The organism is Virgibacillus sp. NKC19-16 (assembly GCF_021560035.1).
Taxonomy (GTDB): Bacteria; Bacillota; Bacilli; order Bacillales; family Amphibacillaceae; genus Virgibacillus_L; species Virgibacillus_L salidurans.
Map to the genome: position 1 here is coordinate 1,386,730 of NZ_CP074373.1, position 15,871 is coordinate 1,402,600.

Genomic DNA, 15,871 nt, shown 5'->3' on the forward strand with positions numbered 1-15,871 from the left:
ATGTTTTTCAGATTAACCTGGTTTGCAGTAAAACGAATGCTCCGTGGCTATATTGGCCTTATCTTTCTGTTAGTGCTCCCGTTGGCTATTATTACGGTGAATGGCTTTGCGATGGGCGATATGGTAGTGGATGATAGTGGTCGTCGGGGGATCGATATTATAGCCGTTGGTATCGTGATTGGCTTTCAGCTTGTCGGTGGTTTTTATACAATGGAATATATGAAAGAAGACTTGTTTACTAACTTCAGGTGGAGAATGCAGTCACTGCCTTTGAAACTACATGTCTATGCTTATTCTATTTTGACGGCTAGTACGCTGTACAGTGCAATAAATGGTTTTGTTATTGTGTTGTTTACGCACTGGGTGTATGGAGTAGGGTGGGGAAATATCGGTTGGGTTGTCCTTGTCCTCATACTGGTATCCCTTATTTCTCAAACGGTATTTTTAACAGCTGTACTTGGATTTCGTAAATATCGTTTTGCTGAGCTGACAGGCTACTCCTATGTGTTCATTTTTATGATTTTAGCAGGTTACTTTTTTGTATCAATTCCTGATGTAGCTATATTTAACGTGATCAACAAGTACCTGAATCCTCTCGCTTTGGGGGAAACAGCAATTGTAAATGTAATGTTAGGCGAAAATATTAGCGAGGCAGTATGGAGTGTAGGATTACTCTTACTGGGGTCGGTAATCTTTGGACTTATCACTATGATTATTGGAAGGAGGAGACTTGTATGACGATCTTTGCATTTACGCTTAAGCGAAGTTTTCGTAAACTGATTAATATTGTACTGCTTTTTGGACTGCCAATTGTTTTCGTATTTCTTCCGGATACTGGAGCCTATGGGTTGCCTATTGGTTTTCAGTTTTATGGCATTTTACTATTGTTTACTTCCGCCAAGCTAGTCAGTATTATGTTAGATGACCGCGTTTCCGGTACTTTGCTTCGTATCGGTGTCTCTCCTGTTACTCATCTGCAATATTTATGGCAGAATCTACTCGCTTATTCGCTTCTGCTTATTCTGCAAAACGGTGCAATGATTATTGGTGGTATGTTATATGGACATACACTGTATGAACCAGGCCTTCTATTCTTGCTTTATGCTGTATTTTCTCTTACCGCTATTAGCTTTTCTTTAGCTTGGTTTGCTTTGTTTCGACAAAAGGAGACAGCTTTTAGTATCTTGTTTGGACTGATTATACTTATTTCAATGGCTGGTGGCTTGTTCTGGCCAATTGATTTGATGCCGGACATTATGCAGAAACTGGTTATGGTTCTCCCAACGTATTGGTTAGCAGAAGCACAATATATTTTAGTGGAGAGTGGTGATTTATCAAAGATGTTCCTCCCAATCGGATTTTTGCTACTTTTTACTGTGATCTTTTTACTTGGGGGAAGTAAGCGGAGAATTGCTTAAAATAACATGATATGCTAAGGGAAGATGATATTATGAAGTGTGAGATCGTAAAGCGAAACTGCATCAGTGGAGCCCCGTGAAAATGTTTTAGAGTGAGGATGGTTGATAACCATGGGTAAATCAAATGTTTCGTTTATGTGGGGAAAGCTAATTTTTCGTATCATTTTTATTATGTTTCTATTGGTTCTTTGGCTGAATGGAGATGCAGTCATAGAAGCCCTTTTACTGATTATGATATTGATTGCCATGGCTGTTGCAAGGTGGCGTTTTGAGCTGCCGGCTTGGACGATTTTGGTGGACCAGCTGGCGTGCATACTTGTAATCCCTTTATGGCCGCAAGCCTGGCTGGGCATGGCATTACCTTTGTTCGAATCCGCTTTAAAAGGAAAGACTTTGTACAGTTTTCCGCTCCTATTAGTAGGTGCGGCCTACGCGATACCTTCCATCTTTATGTTATTTTTTCTTCTCCTTTCGCTTGTATCGGGGTGGTTGATGAAGGAATCGGCCGTTCTAGTGAGAAACTTACAAATAGAAGCTGATCAGGATCGGCAAAATTGGTATGAATTAGAAAAGTTAAAAGGAGAGCTTCTGGAAGCAAATATCAAGACTGCCCATATGGCAGAGCTTACTGAACGTAATCGTATAGCTCGCGATTTACATGACCATGTTGGCCATGAGTTGACTGGAGCCGTTCTAGCTCTTCAAGCCTTTGAGCAATTGTGGAAAGAAGATAACGCACAAGCGGAAGAGATGTTTAAGCAGATGAGCCAAAGACTGAATGATAGTGCCAGCTATTTACGAGAAACAGTCCATAACACGAAACCGGATATCGCGATGGGAAGCAGCCGGCTGGAAAGAATCTGCGAATCCTACCAAGCATGTAAAGTGACATATCAGACAAACGGCGACACCAACAGAGTTCCTGCGTATATATGGGGGATTTTAGAGTCTGTATTAAAAGAGGCTCTTACCAATGTGTATCGCCACTCGAATGCTAATCATGTAGAAGTTTCCTTAGATGTAAGTAAGAAAATTGTGCGATTGCTAGTGGCTGACGACGGAAAAACAGAACAATCGGGTGAGGCGGGCATCGGAATACGGAATTTACGAACCCGAGCGAAGGCAGTTGGTGGAAATATTTCCTTCTCCTCTTCTGATAGAGGCTTTCAACTCGTTAGTGTGCTCCCCTTAGAAAGTAATCACATCTTTTCGGTAGATAAGAAAGGAGCTCATTCATGAAAATAATGATAGTCGATGATGATACCTTAGTCTGTCAAAGCTTAGAAGTACTTCTATCCCGTGAAGCGGATATGAAAGTTTCTGCTATAGCTAGTGACGGCAAAGAAGCAGTTGATGAATGCTCGAATAATTTGCCGGACGTGATTTTAATGGATATTCGGATGCCAAACATGGACGGTATACAGGCTACAAGAGAGATTAAGAGCAGATGGGCACAGGTGAGAATCATGATGTTGACTACTTTTAGGGATGAAGATAATATTCGGTTGGCATTACGGGCTGGGGCGGAAGGCTATGTGCTGAAATCTACACCTGCAACAAATATGGCACAGCAGATCAGGGTGCTTGTTTCGGGCTCGTCTGTATTAGATGCGGATGTGCTAAAGACAATCACCGGGAATCGAGACTCCTCTGAAGATTTGGAACCCCTGACTAACCGGGAACAGGACATCCTCGAGCTCATCGCTCAAGGATATTCCAATAAAGAAATTGCTTCACAGTTGTATATAAGTGAAGGACGAGTGCGTAACACCCTGTCAACTATTTTAAGTAAGTTGAATCTGAGGGATCGCACCCAACTTGCTATTTATTATTGGAAACGTAAATGAGTGCCTCTCGTTGGATAAAGCGGGAGGTTATTTTTGACTGATTTTCCCTACGAAATTATACCAACCCCCTCATCTGTTAGCACTTTCGCTTATTTATCATAGTGGGGATTGATCCTTTGAACATGAATAAAAATGGATAACTTTCTATCTATTGTCACATCATATAGCTAACACATTCCCAACATTTCTTAAGCATTTAAATTGTTTTACTTACCCTATTATTGGTGCTATCAAGTAAGCGAATCATTTTTATTTTGGCAGTTAATAAAGCATATCCATATTTCTTACTGCATAAGTGCAACTAAGGCTGTCACCGAAAAGCTTGGTGACAACCAAGTTTTCTAATAAAAATCATTTTTTGAGATATGCCTTAAACTCAAAAGGAGGTGCGATTTAATGAAACAAATTACTTTAATTATTATTGGGACTTTGTGTGTTGCACTAGGAACAACATTATTAGCTATACCGAATCAACTTGCTGATGGAGGCATAATTGGTATATCATTACTTCTGTATTATGCATTTGATTTTTCACCGGGTATCTTACTATTTATAAGCTTTGTGATTTTAATTGGGTTAAGTGTTAAATTTCTTCCTCGTCACATGGTATATAAAAGCCTTATTAATGTACCGTTCTTATCCTTACTTATTTTTCTTACGGAAGATCTAGGTCAGCCCCTTGGCGATCCTCTAGTTGCTGCAATATTTGCAGGTGTTATTACCGGTAGTGGGTTTGGTTTAATTATTCAAGCCGGCAGCTCAATTGGAGGCACATCTATTATTGGGTTAATGTTTAACCAAAAATTTGGTTGGGATGTTGTGCTTGTAACATTTGTTCTTGATATCTTAATTGTATTGGCTGGCGTATTTATTATCGGTCCTTTATACACGATGTACACTGTCGTTGCGTTATTTGTTGGCAAAATTGCTAGCGATTATGTATTAAGTGGATTTGATGCAAAGAAAGCAGTTAATGTTATTTCGCTTAAAAGTATAGAAATATCAAAGCGAATTACAACGGAAATGGCTTCAAGTGCTACTGTATTTGAAGGGTTCGGTGGATACTCAGAGGAAGATAAGAAAGCTGTTTATGTGGTTGTACGTTCACCAAGGATTTTATATTTGAAAAGATTGATTAGGGATATTGATCCAGATGCATTTGTTGTTGTACACAATGTGAAAGACGTTTCTGGAGGAACTTTCTTTGCTACACCTTCTATGGATGATACGATTGAAGTAGAAAACGAGTGATTTGTAAATAGCCAATAATATAGATTTATAAAAGGGGGCGTACATATGGTTTTATTAAAAAATATCCATCAAGCTCGAGAACAAATTTCTGATACGATTCATCAAACTCCTATACTTACATCGACGCAATTTTCTAAAAGTTGCGGTAATCAGATGTTTTTTAAGGCAGAGCATTTACAACGGACAGGCTCGTTTAAAATTAGAGGAGCTGCCAATCGAGTGAAAGAGGCATTGGAAGAAGGGGCAACATATATAACAACAGCTTCTTCTGGAAACCATGGACAGGCAGTTTCATACATCGCGAATAAACTTGGAGTGCCCGCAACGATTGTCGTTCCTGAAGATGCCAATAAAAGTAAAACAAATGCGATCAAGGCATACAACGGAAAAATGGAGGTATGTGGAACGACTTCAGCTGAGCGGCTGCCACGAGCCCGTGTTCTGGCAACTGAACATAATGGGACCTATATTCCTCCTTACGATGATCCATTTATTATTGCCGGTCAGGGAACGGTCGGCCTTGAGATTCTGGATCAGATAGAGGATGTGGATTGTGTCGTTGTTCCCATCGGTGGTGGCGGGCTTATTTCAGGAATTTTAACAGCGATCAAGGAAACAAAGCCTAATGTAACGGTGATTGGTGTAGAGCCTGAAACTGCAAATGATACAGTTTTATCTTTGGAAAAGGGTCAAATCACTTCTATTCCTGCAACAAACACCATTGCCGACGGGCTTCGCGCCAGCCATCCGGGGGAGGTTACTTTTCCAATTGTGCAAAAGTACCTGGATCAAATTGTCACAGTAAGCGATGAAGAAATTCGTCGGGCACAATTTCTCGTCCTAGAGAGAATGAAGCAGCTGATTGAACCATCAAGTGCTGTCACTGTTGCTGCGGCGATGAATGATAAACTTGGTATAAGGGACAAGAATGTTGTCGGTGTACTCTCCGGGGGGAATGTTGATATCAGGAATACAGCGATGTTTAGTCAGGGATAACTAGAATTTTTGAGTTAAAGAGAAAAGCAACGATACTAGGAGATGATATAGATGAATCAAGCCATCATTGACCGAATTATGGTCGGAAAGCCACAAACATTTGGGCAAAAAGATGCGAAGAATCCAATGGAGCGCAAATGGACAAGTGGCATCGTAAAACGTACCGTTACAGGGAAGATCTGGGCAGGCGAGACTAATCTAGAAGGCGATGGGCAAGGCGACATGAATAATCATGGTGGATTGGAAAAGGCAATTTTTGTCTATCCTATCTCCCATTATGCTAAATGGCAAAAAAAGCTTGAGCGAACAGACTTTACCATTGGTGCTTTTGGCGAAAACTTAGCCGTTCAACACATGGCTGAAGCTGATTTGTGTATTGGAGATATTTTTCATATCGGAGAAGCTGTTGTACAAGTCTCGCAACCAAGAAGGCCTTGCTGGAGACCTGCACGGCGCTGGAGGATGAAAGACCTTGCCATTAAAATCCAACAAGAAGGCTGGACAGGTTGGTATTTTCGTGTTCTCAAGGAAGGTGAGATAGAAGCAGGAGATTACCTCGAGCTTCTAGAAAGACCATTTCCCGAATGGACTGTTGCGAAGTGTAACGATATTATGTATAACCAAAAACAAGATCTGGACCTAGCACGTAGACTTGCTGATTGTGAGCTCCTTGCTCCAAGCTGGCGTAGCACGTTATCCAAACGTGCAGAGGGTAAGGGGAGTTCAAGTAGTCGGAAGCGTGTGATAGGGCCTAATGAATGAGGATTTTTTATGATGTTTTAAAGATATAGATCTACACCTTGTTTTATGAAGTATGAATAAGCCCAATTCAAGTGTTGGTAAATCGGGCTTTTTATATTGGCAAAAAAATGAATGGCACTTAAAATGGAGAGAATATAGTGATAATTATGATCAATAAACAGTCTAATATAAGATATGTTTATTTAAGTCTTTAAAAATATTTGTAAATACTGAGTTTACTTTTGGTATTGTCTTTTGTAAAAAGAGAATTCATACGAAAATATTTAAATTTTCTTCCTTCATTGTTGAGGTAAAAGCTGAAGAATGCGCCATGATAATAGATTTATATTTTAAAAGTATACTTTTATGCTTTTTAATACATTCTTGATTACTTCTAAGAAAGTAGCAATAGGGACAAAATATCTATAGAATTGCCTTATCATATTTTGTATAATAATGTTAATTGAAAATACGCGAATCTGAAATACATTATTTGATTTCTTAAACGTTTTCCGCATGATAATACGTCCTTTGGTTGATTGGGATTTGCATCTTTATTTCACCAAAAACTCTGTATCCATGTGGATTTTTCCCGTTCACAAAAAGGATTTGTTTTTATTAAATCATTTAAGACCCGAAAATTAAGATGTTTATTTGTGCAAATGCACTTATCGGATTGCACGGATTCATATTTTCATTTCAAAAAAATAGGTGATAGCTTGATTAATCGTTTGTTTAATGTTTCTTTACAAACTAAAATTACCGGATTATTATTAGGTGTTATTATTTCAGTTATCTTCATTCTTTCAATTTTCTTTGCCTATTCGACTGTCGAACAAATACTTTCCAATAAATATAGACTGAGCATGCAAACTGCCAGAACAGTCTCTCTCCTTCCTTCTGTAAGTGAGTCGCTGCAAGAGGGAGATGGCAGAGCGTCGCTACAGTTTCTTACAGATCAGTTTAGTATGGAGAATGATGCAGATTTCATTATTATCCAGGATAAGGAGGGCCGGGTTTTAACACATCCGAACGAAGAATACCTCGGAAGGGTACAGGCATTTGGCGATGGTTTTAAAGCACGGGTTTTTGGTGGGTATTATAATATGGAATCCGATGAATTTCTAGCCCCGTCTATCGTAGGCATTGCGCCGATTTTATCGGAGACGGGGAGCGTCTTAGGGGTAACGACTGTGGGATATTTGAAAAAAGATATAGCGTCTCTAATATATGAGAGAATAAGGTTTATCTTATATCTTTCCGTTGCTGTTATTATTATCGGAATTGTGTTGGGATATTTATTGGCGCGGCATATCAGGAAGGAGACATTCGGGTACGAGCCCCGGGAAATTGCAGCTTTGTACAGCAGACAGGATACGTTGCTTTCCTCATTAAATGAAGGGGTAGTCGCTGCTGATGAGCATGATAAGATTACACTTATCAACACTTCTGCAAAGGATCTTCTGGAAGTTAATGATTCATATATTCATAGACCTATCTATGAACTGCTTCCACCTCTGGAATATAGCTGGGTTTATGAAACCAAGGATGAAAAATTGAATCAGGAGATTTATTTAAACAATAAATCTTTATTTGTAAATCTGGTTCCTATGTTTACACAAGGGGAATTTACCGGACTGGTAGCAACAATAAAGGATAGGACGGAAATCACGGAAATGATTAACACATTGTCTGAGGTGAAAAAGTACTCTGATGATTTACGTGCACAAAACCATGAACATTCAAATAAAATGCATCTTATTTCCGGTATGCTGCAGTTGGGAAACTATAACCAAGTCTTGGAATTAATTGATAGGGAAATGAATCATATTCAAAAAAACAATCGAAGTATATTCAATCAAATAGAAGATACAAATGTTCAAGCAATTTTAATAGGAAAGATGGGCAGGGCTTCTGAGAAGAAAGTTGACTTTATGATTGATGAAGGCAGCTATCTTAGTCCATTGCCACCCCATATTGAAGTTGCAGAACTTATTACCATTATCGGTAATTTAGTGGATAATGCTTTAGAGGCAGTAATATCCGTACCCCACCCGTTAGTGTCTTTTTCAACAATTGATATTGGAAACGATATTATTATTGAAGTTTCAGATAACGGAATCGGCATGAAGGAAGAAGAACAGGAAACCATTTTTCAGCCCGGCTATTCAACGAAAGGGGATAGGAGTAAGAAGAGGGGCTTTGGTCTGTATAATGTCAAGGCTGCAGTAAATAAATTAAATGGCATAATAGAGATTGACTCCAGCCGTCAAGGGGCCACTATAACGGTTTATATTCCTAAATAATCGTCAAAGGGGATAGTTAAAATGATTGATATCGTAATTGCAGAAGATGATTTTAGAATTGCAAATATTCATGAAGCGTTTCTGGGTAAAATGGATGGAATAAAAGTCATTGGCAAGGCATTAACCGGTGAACAGACCCTCTCACTAACAAAAGAGCTGAAACCGGATTTAATTTTGCTGGACATTTACCTGCCGGATTATTTAGGCACAGATTTAATTCCGAAATTAAGGGATGTTCACCCCCGCGCTGATATCATTATTATAACAGCAGCAAAAGAGAAAGAACTATTAGAAGAAAGCATGCGTAAAGGGATTACAAATTATTTGATTAAGCCAGTTAGTCTGGATCGTTTTGCAACCATTCTGAATGAATATAAAAAGCAAAAAGATTTATTAAAACAGAAAGAATATATCGATCAGGCTACAGTTGATGAGCTGTTGTTGCCATCCATGAACAGGCAGGCCGAAGAAGGGTCATTGCCAAAGGGGATTGATCAGGTGACTTTAGCGAAGGTTCAACACATGATGGAAGAAGAGAAAAAGTCCTGGTCGGCACAAGAAATGGGGAAACAAATCGGCTCATCAAGAACAACTGCCCGGCGCTATATGGAATATTTGGTTTCAGAAGACGTTGCTAAAGTAGAACAGGAATATGGAATCATTGGACGCCCGGAAAGGAGGTATTCTCTCTGTTAAACATACCCATGAACAAAATGCGCAAAAAATGGTTTAATTATTTTATTTCGCTTAATTTGAAAACGTTTACATTACTTAATATTCGCTTTACAATTTATTTAAATCTTAAAGACAAGGGGGATAATCATGAAAAAATATGTGGGATTATTGCTGATTCTTACATTGGTTTTTATCGCAGGCTGTTCGTCAGAGAGCAGTGGATCTGAAGCGGATTTTCCAGAAGGCGATATTGAATTTGTTGCTCCTGCTACTCCAGGTGGTGGATGGGATGCTACCGCAAGAGCGATGCAGAAAATTCTTGGTGATGCAGGGATCATAGAAGAAAATATCAATGTCTCTAATAAGCCTGGGGGCGGCGGAGAAGTCGGCTGGCAATATTTGTTAGGCCAGGATGCTCATACAATTTCTATTAATTCTAGTTTGCTTGTTGCAAATAATTTGCTCGGTCAAAGTGAACTTACCTATGAGGATTTTACCCCATTAGGAATCTTAAGTACGGAATGGGTCTCTGTAGCTGTTCCGCCAGACTCTCCATATGAAACAGGGGCAGAAGTGATGGAAGCCTTAAAAGAAGATCCTACATCGTTAACAATTGGTGTTGGCCCTAGCCTAGGAAATAGTGATCATTTATCTTTTGTTCAAGCTGCTCAGGAATTTGGGGTGGATGTTTCCCAAGTAGAATTTCTGGTTTATGAAAGTGGCGGCGATGTGCTTACGGCACTATTAGGGGGCCATGTAGATGTGGCAACTATGTCGGTTTCTGAGTCGAAGGAACAGCATCTTGCCGGAGAAATAAACATGATTGCTGTTAGTTCAGAAGAGAGAATAGAAGGACTTGAAGAAGTAAGTACATGGCAGGAACAGGGTGTAGATATGGTCTTTCCTCACTGGAGAGGTGTAATGGGACCACCTGATATGTCTGAAGAAGAAATTGCATATTGGGATGAAGCGATTGGAGAGATGGTCGAGACAGAAGCCTGGCAGGAAGTTATGAATAATAATGAATGGGAACCATTCTATCATAATAGCCAGGAATCCCAGGAATTTTTAGCTGAACAGACAGAAAGATTTGATGAATTGATGACAGAAGCAGGTCTAATAGAATAAATATCTTGGGGTGAACCTAGTAAAATAGGTTCATCCCCTGTATAGAACATTTTTAGGAGGGTTGGATGTGGCTAGATTAATTACGCCCGTGTTTTTTTTAGGGGTTGGCATTGTTTATCTGATCTTGACGTCTGATCTTACAAGGTCCCGTGTAGGTGATCCGAATGGTCCGCTGTATTTTCCACTTCTAATAGGGGCAGTTTTAGTTCTCTTTAGTATTATTTACTTTGTACAAGAGTGGAGGCAGCGTGATGAGAAATTTGAGGAATTAAAAGTATTGTTTACTGGCAGAGCGCCGTTTTTGATTGTATCTACATTAGTTTTAATTTTTGTGTATACATCCCTGTTTGAAAGAATAGGTTTTTTAATTTCTACTATTATTTTCCTGACAGGCTTGTTATTTGTCGTAAACGGAAGAAAGCCATGGATTAAAAATATATTAATCGCGGTTATATTTTCTTTTATATCCTGGTATTCATTTTCAGAATTATTAAATGTAAGTTTACCATAGAAAGGAGAGCCTATTATGGGGGTGGTTGTACAGAGTTTTATAGAAGGGCTGACAACGGCACTACAGCCTATGAACCTTTTATGGGTTTTGATTGGCGGGTTTTTAGGAACAGTAGTAGGTATGCTTCCGGGACTAGGACCGGCTACGGCAGTTGCTGTATTAATCCCGATAACTTTCGGCATGGATCCTACTAGTGCATTAGTGCTTATGGCAGCCATTTACTACGGGGCAATGTACGGCGGTTCAAGAAGCTCTATTTTACTTAATACGCCAGGTGATGGTTCGGCGATTGCCGCTACATTTGATGGGTATCCAATGGCCCAAAAAGGGCAGGCAGGACAGGCATTAACGATTTCAGCAATTGCTTCGCTAATCGGAGGAACAGTAGCAATTATTGGCTTTATCTTACTGGCAAAGCCTTTGGCCTCTTTCGCCCTTAACTTTGGACCAGCAGAATATTTCCTGCTACTTGTGTTTACCCTGTCAGCAATTGTATCCCTGTCACGGGGGAACATGGTTAAAGGTTTTATCTCTATGAGTGTAGGGCTGCTTTTAAGTACGGTTGGAATTGACCTTCAAACAGGCGTGCACAGATTTACGTTTGACATTCCACAATTAAGTGAAGGGATAGACTTTTTAGTAGTAATTATTGGGATTTACGCTGTAGGTGAAGTGCTTTACAATCTGATTGGTATTGATCAAATCAAAAAAGAGAAAAATAAAGTAGGAAAGAAAGGTATATCCAGAGAGCAATGGAACCAGTCAAAGTGGCCGATTCTAAGACAGAGTCCTATAGGGTTTCTGATTGGTGTTCTGCCAGGCGCCGGAGGATCTATCGCTGCAATGCTTAGTTATACCACGGAACAGCAGGTATCCAAGCATCCAGAAAAGTTTGGAAAGGGTGCAATTGAGGGACTTGCAGCTCCTGAGTCTTCCAACAATGCTGCTTCTGTCGGATCATTTATCCCTCTACTTACCATGGGAATTCCCGGGTCTGGAACTACAGCTGTTATCTTAGGAGCTCTAATTATGCTAGGGCTGCAGCCTGGTCCACTATTGTTCGAAAATAACCCGGAAACAGTATGGACCTTAGTAAACAGTATGTTTATCGGAAACTTGTTTCTTGTAATAATCAATATCCTTATAATCGGGTTATTAGTGAAAATTTTAGATACACCTCCCAAAATTCTTTATCCGATGATTTTGGTATTGGCTTTTATTGGGACATATACGCTGAGTTACAGTATTATTGATTTCTACATTCTAGTTATTTTTGGATTGATCGGGGTGATGATGAAACTGCTTAATTTCCCTATCGCTCCTTTAATTCTTGCAGTTATTGTGGGTTCGGATATGGAACAAAATTTCAGAAAAAGTATCGTTTCCTATGACAATATTTTCAATGTACTATTTGCATCACCGATTACGATCACTTTGCTGATTATGACAATTCTATCAATTTGTTATCCTTTCATTGTTGGATGGATACAAAAGCGTAAAGCGTAAAGAGGAAAGAGCATATAAGAGTCTTGCCCTTTCTTAAAGGGGGAGGATGAATGATGAAAAAAAACATATTGCTGTCTATTTCTGCATTACTTTACGTTCTATTTTTCTTTTTTGGTGCAGATTGGAGCCTTCAAATAAAAGCAGTGGGGGCACTTCTTATTATCCAAATTCTTTGGATAGGAAGAGTGTTCCCGTTGGCTTTTAGTTCAGTGATACTTATCTTGCTATTGTCTTTTCACTTTACCTCTTATGAAGAGGTGCTCAGCTATTTAGGATCCAGTTTAGTCTGGTTGTTATTTTCTACATTTATACTGGCACATGCATTTGTCCGCACTGATTTAGCGGGGAGAATAGCCCTTTCCATATTGAACCTTGCAAAGGGATCTGGCAGATTATTGATTTTCTTATCATTTATCATGATGTTTGTACTGACTGTATTTATCCCATCAAACATAGGAAAAGGGAAATTAATCAGCGATATCTTGGATGATTTATTAAAGAAATTAAGTGAAATACAACGCACTACGAATTTAGGAAAGTCATTTTTTATTGGGACTGCATATGTCAGTGCGATTTCCGCAGCGTTTGTTCCTACTGGCGCAAGTTCTACCATCTATGCATTCGGGATGTTTTCCTCTGTCTCCAATGAAATGAGCTATCTTAACTGGTTGATCTATTTTAGCTTTCCTATGTTTTTATTTGTGTGCATGCTCTGGGTGCTGTTCCAGGTTGCATTCCCGATAGAGAAGGTTGATCAGGAGACGGTCAAAGAGCTCATATATTCCAAAAAACAGATGCTGGGCAAATGGAAGCCTCAGGAAATAAGGATGGCTTTTATTATAGCTTTTACTCTTGTTTTATGGCTAACCCATGCGTGGCATAGCTATTCCATTCCACTGATTGGGATGCTTGGAGCTGCCCTGGTAGTTCTTCCATATGTAGGGGTAATAGACTGGGAAGAAGCAAGAACAGCTATCAATTGGGATATGATGCTATTCTTTGGAGCTACTTTAATGCTATCTAATATGCTGATAGATACAGGAGCGATGAGTCAGTTTGCAGGCTGGTTAACTAGCTCTTTTGAAAATACTCATCCTGTTGCGGTGGTCGCTGGTTTATGTGTACTGATAGCTTTCGCCAGAATTTTATTTGTTAATGTACTTGGTTTTTTAACCATCGCTCTACCGCTTGCTCTTATTCTGGGTGAACAGATATCAATGTTCAGCTCCCTGGAACTGGCGATGGCTGTCTACTTGGTGGGGATTCCCGGATTTTTATTAATCACACAGTCCCCGGTACATTTGATAAGCCATTCGTATGGCTATTATAATCAGCGCGATTTATTTCGAGTGGGGGTAGTCGCGATGATGGCGTGGCTGATTATTGTTTTTCTCAGCTTCTTTTTTTATTGGCAAATCGTAATTTAAGCAAGGTAGCACCGTTAATGTGATAATTTCCATAACAGACGAAAGATGAACTATACCATATGATTCGTTATTACGACTATGAAGACTTAGATGAGAAAATAGCACACACAATTTTACCGAAGATTGATAGAGGACATAGGCAGTGAAGATGAAGAACAATAAAACCATTTTAGTCTGTACTTGGGCGTCATGGCTGCTGTGTCGAAATTTACAAAAGACCGGAACAAAAGCCTTTCCGGTCTTAGTTTATCAATAATAATTTTGGCTAGATATTCATTTATCTATTTTTTTAATTTATCCCCCAACACTCTCTGAATCACCAAGTTAGTCAGGTTTGGCACAATTTCAAACGAATAGGTCATCTCCACTCGCTCCAGCCGTTTATGTCCATCCATTCCATATGGACCAATATTAATTACCGGGACATTAATATCACGAATATCCTGATATTCTACATAATGCTTTGTTCCCCATCCAGGATTATTATTCTCAACTGCTTTAATCCCGGCGGTATCATCACTCATCGCCACAAAACTTGCATCCGAGATATAGGGGAAAAAGTTTCTCACAGCAATTGGATGATTATAATCTGGCTGAACATCTTCTACTGAGCGTTCAAGGGCATCGATCAGAATGCGTTCATTTTCTGTTTCGCCGGATAATTCAATTCTCGGAGAATATAAAGATGAATAGAACAAAAATATGGCAGGGCTTTTATCTTCCATCCATTTCCATGCTTCTTCTACAACTCTGGCAGCAAACATCCGAGTATCCAATGTATCATCATTTAACAATTCCTGCTTAAAATTATTCATATGTTGAATAAAAGTTTCTCCGTGTTCTTCAATCAGTATGTTTTCCATTTCCTCATAAAGAAAAACACGCGGTTGCCAAGGTATTTGCTTATATGGCTGATTGCTTTTTTTACAAAAAATCCGATATCTTTCCTCAAATGAGTTAAGCGCATTTGTAAATGCAATTTGAGCCTGTTCCTTTAATTTATGCAATACTTCTTTTGGAGACCATGAATGTATAAAAAAATTATAATACACATATGCAGATAGCGCGGTTTGGACTGTATATGTAGGTTTTAAGTCCGTTTGTTTTAAAGCTACAGGAGGTACTGTTATTTCTCCTAATGCTTCATTACAGAGATCCGGATTATAACTGATTTGTCTAGTCAATTCCGCTGCGATGAAGTTCGGGTCAAGCCCATCAAAAGCATCCCCCACGTGCGTCTCTGCACCAGTGATTAAAAAGGATGGAAGGAGTTTTCCAGCCGCTCCTTTATATACATAGCGGTTTTCATCCCCCTCAGAACGTGCGGAAACAAAGTCACTATTGACCGCAGCGACATAATCAAAATCGTGTTCTTCTTTCCAGTTTTTTAATGTTTTAAGAGCGGATAGTATACCATGTGAGCCGTCCTCTTCATCACATTCGGCAACAAATACGAGATTACCTTCTAATTCCTCGGGATGTGCTGCGTAATATTTCAGTAAATAGATATTACTGGCAAGCCCGCTTTTCATATCAAGCGCACCTCGGCCGAAAAGCCAGTCGTCGGATTGCAGCTGTTCTTTTACAGATGGAGGTGTTTCTTTATCTTTTAAAATATCCATCCATTCATCCGGTGAAAATGCATATTCATGTAATTGGTTAAAATCATCGACGCCAACGGTATCCATGTGTCCCATTAGGATTACAGTTCGATTACTTGTCGTCTTTGTTCCTTTCACAAATGCCAGTACATTATAGCGCTCCAGGTCGTCATTTATGGTTTGTTCAATCGTGACGTGATTAGGTTTTGACATGAAATAGGGGAGGTTGGAAAGTAATGTGTATAACGAATAAGCTATAACCTTTTCTCCCTCTGTTTTATTAATACTTTGGATGCTGACAAGTTGTTTCGTTAATTCAAGCATTTCTTCTCGGCATTCCATCAGTTCGGGTTGTGATGTTCCCATTTAATTACCTCCTTATTGGTTCAATATTATCTTACTATATTTTTGAGTGTAATTGTGATAGATATACAAAAACGAGTTTGGAATTCACCAAACTCGTT

The 15,871-nt window shown here is 39.3% G+C and carries 14 protein-coding genes; 13 read left to right on the forward strand and 1 reads right to left on the reverse strand.

The window, feature by feature from the left end:
• From KFZ58_RS07275 to KFZ58_RS07335, 13 genes are all read left to right on the forward strand, one after another.
• Complete coding sequence (locus tag KFZ58_RS07275) at positions 1–738, forward strand: ABC transporter permease (RefSeq protein WP_235794132.1); 738 nt, start codon at positions 1–3, stop codon at positions 736–738.
• Positions 735–1,418 carry an ABC transporter permease gene (locus KFZ58_RS07280; RefSeq protein ID WP_235794134.1) on the forward strand — a complete coding sequence of 228 codons (684 nt, stop codon included), beginning with the start codon at positions 735–737 and terminating at the stop codon, positions 1,416–1,418. The genes KFZ58_RS07275 and KFZ58_RS07280 overlap by 4 nt, the downstream gene beginning before the upstream one ends.
• Positions 1,419–1,529: 111 nt before the next feature.
• Positions 1,530–2,657 (forward strand): sensor histidine kinase, encoded by a 1,128-nt coding sequence (locus KFZ58_RS07285; RefSeq protein ID WP_235794136.1) that lies wholly within the window; start codon positions 1,530–1,532, stop codon positions 2,655–2,657.
• A complete protein-coding gene (locus tag KFZ58_RS07290; protein ID WP_235794138.1) occupies positions 2,654–3,265 on the forward strand; it encodes a response regulator transcription factor in 612 nt (203 codons plus the stop codon). The genes KFZ58_RS07285 and KFZ58_RS07290 overlap by 4 nt, the downstream gene beginning before the upstream one ends.
• A gap of 396 nt (positions 3,266–3,661) precedes the next feature.
• Complete coding sequence (locus KFZ58_RS07295) at positions 3,662–4,516, forward strand: YitT family protein (protein WP_235794140.1); 855 nt, start codon at positions 3,662–3,664, stop codon at positions 4,514–4,516.
• A gap of 45 nt (positions 4,517–4,561) precedes the next feature.
• A complete protein-coding gene (locus KFZ58_RS07300) occupies positions 4,562–5,512 on the forward strand; it encodes a threonine ammonia-lyase (protein WP_235794141.1) in 951 nt (316 codons plus the stop codon).
• Positions 5,513–5,563: 51 nt separating this feature from the next.
• Positions 5,564–6,274, forward strand: coding sequence for an MOSC domain-containing protein (locus KFZ58_RS07305; protein WP_235794143.1), 711 nt, complete (start codon positions 5,564–5,566; stop codon positions 6,272–6,274).
• Positions 6,275–6,972: 698 nt separating this feature from the next.
• On the forward strand, positions 6,973–8,559 hold the full coding sequence (locus KFZ58_RS07310) for an ATP-binding protein (protein ID WP_235794150.1): 1,587 nt from the start codon (positions 6,973–6,975) through the stop codon (positions 8,557–8,559).
• A 21-nt stretch (positions 8,560–8,580) separates the two neighbouring features.
• Entirely contained in the window at positions 8,581–9,255 is a 675-nt protein-coding gene (locus KFZ58_RS07315) for a response regulator (protein ID WP_235794152.1), read from the forward strand.
• Positions 9,256–9,381: 126 nt separating this feature from the next.
• On the forward strand, positions 9,382–10,362 hold the full coding sequence (locus tag KFZ58_RS07320) for a tripartite tricarboxylate transporter substrate binding protein (RefSeq protein WP_235794154.1): 981 nt from the start codon (positions 9,382–9,384) through the stop codon (positions 10,360–10,362).
• Between the two features lie 67 nt (positions 10,363–10,429).
• Complete coding sequence (locus KFZ58_RS07325) at positions 10,430–10,873, forward strand: tripartite tricarboxylate transporter TctB family protein (RefSeq protein ID WP_235794155.1); 444 nt, start codon at positions 10,430–10,432, stop codon at positions 10,871–10,873.
• Between the two features lie 15 nt (positions 10,874–10,888).
• Complete coding sequence (locus KFZ58_RS07330) at positions 10,889–12,379, forward strand: tripartite tricarboxylate transporter permease (protein ID WP_235794156.1); 1,491 nt, start codon at positions 10,889–10,891, stop codon at positions 12,377–12,379.
• 53 nt (positions 12,380–12,432) lie between these two features.
• Positions 12,433–13,806 carry an SLC13 family permease gene (locus tag KFZ58_RS07335; RefSeq protein ID WP_235794157.1) on the forward strand — a complete coding sequence of 458 codons (1,374 nt, stop codon included), beginning with the start codon at positions 12,433–12,435 and terminating at the stop codon, positions 13,804–13,806.
• 281 nt (positions 13,807–14,087) lie between these two features.
• Here the strand turns inward: KFZ58_RS07335 and KFZ58_RS07340 are convergent, their stop codons facing one another.
• A complete protein-coding gene (locus tag KFZ58_RS07340; RefSeq protein WP_235794158.1) occupies positions 14,088–15,773 on the reverse strand; it encodes a M20/M25/M40 family metallo-hydrolase in 1,686 nt (561 codons plus the stop codon).
• Positions 15,774–15,871: the final 98 nt, after the last annotated feature.

Excerpts from the sequence above, each read along its gene's own strand:
- KFZ58_RS07275 (WP_235794132.1), top strand. The coding sequence starts at position 1 with ATGTTTTTCAGATTAACCTGGTTTGCAGTAAAACGAATGCTCCGTGGC.
- KFZ58_RS07280 (WP_235794134.1), top strand. The coding sequence starts at position 735 with ATGACGATCTTTGCATTTACGCTTAAGCGAAGTTTTCGTAAACTGATT.
- KFZ58_RS07285 (WP_235794136.1), top strand. The coding sequence starts at position 1,530 with ATGGGTAAATCAAATGTTTCGTTTATGTGGGGAAAGCTAATTTTTCGT.
- KFZ58_RS07290 (WP_235794138.1), top strand. The coding sequence starts at position 2,654 with ATGAAAATAATGATAGTCGATGATGATACCTTAGTCTGTCAAAGCTTA.
- KFZ58_RS07295 (WP_235794140.1), top strand. The coding sequence starts at position 3,662 with ATGAAACAAATTACTTTAATTATTATTGGGACTTTGTGTGTTGCACTA.
- KFZ58_RS07300 (WP_235794141.1), top strand. The coding sequence starts at position 4,562 with ATGGTTTTATTAAAAAATATCCATCAAGCTCGAGAACAAATTTCTGAT.
- KFZ58_RS07305 (WP_235794143.1), top strand. The coding sequence starts at position 5,564 with ATGAATCAAGCCATCATTGACCGAATTATGGTCGGAAAGCCACAAACA.
- KFZ58_RS07315 (WP_235794152.1), top strand. The coding sequence starts at position 8,581 with ATGATTGATATCGTAATTGCAGAAGATGATTTTAGAATTGCAAATATT.
- KFZ58_RS07320 (WP_235794154.1), top strand. The coding sequence starts at position 9,382 with ATGAAAAAATATGTGGGATTATTGCTGATTCTTACATTGGTTTTTATC.
- KFZ58_RS07330 (WP_235794156.1), top strand. The coding sequence starts at position 10,889 with ATGGGGGTGGTTGTACAGAGTTTTATAGAAGGGCTGACAACGGCACTA.
- KFZ58_RS07335 (WP_235794157.1), top strand. The coding sequence starts at position 12,433 with ATGAAAAAAAACATATTGCTGTCTATTTCTGCATTACTTTACGTTCTA.
- KFZ58_RS07340 (WP_235794158.1), bottom strand. The coding sequence starts at position 15,773 with ATGGGAACATCACAACCCGAACTGATGGAATGCCGAGAAGAAATGCTT.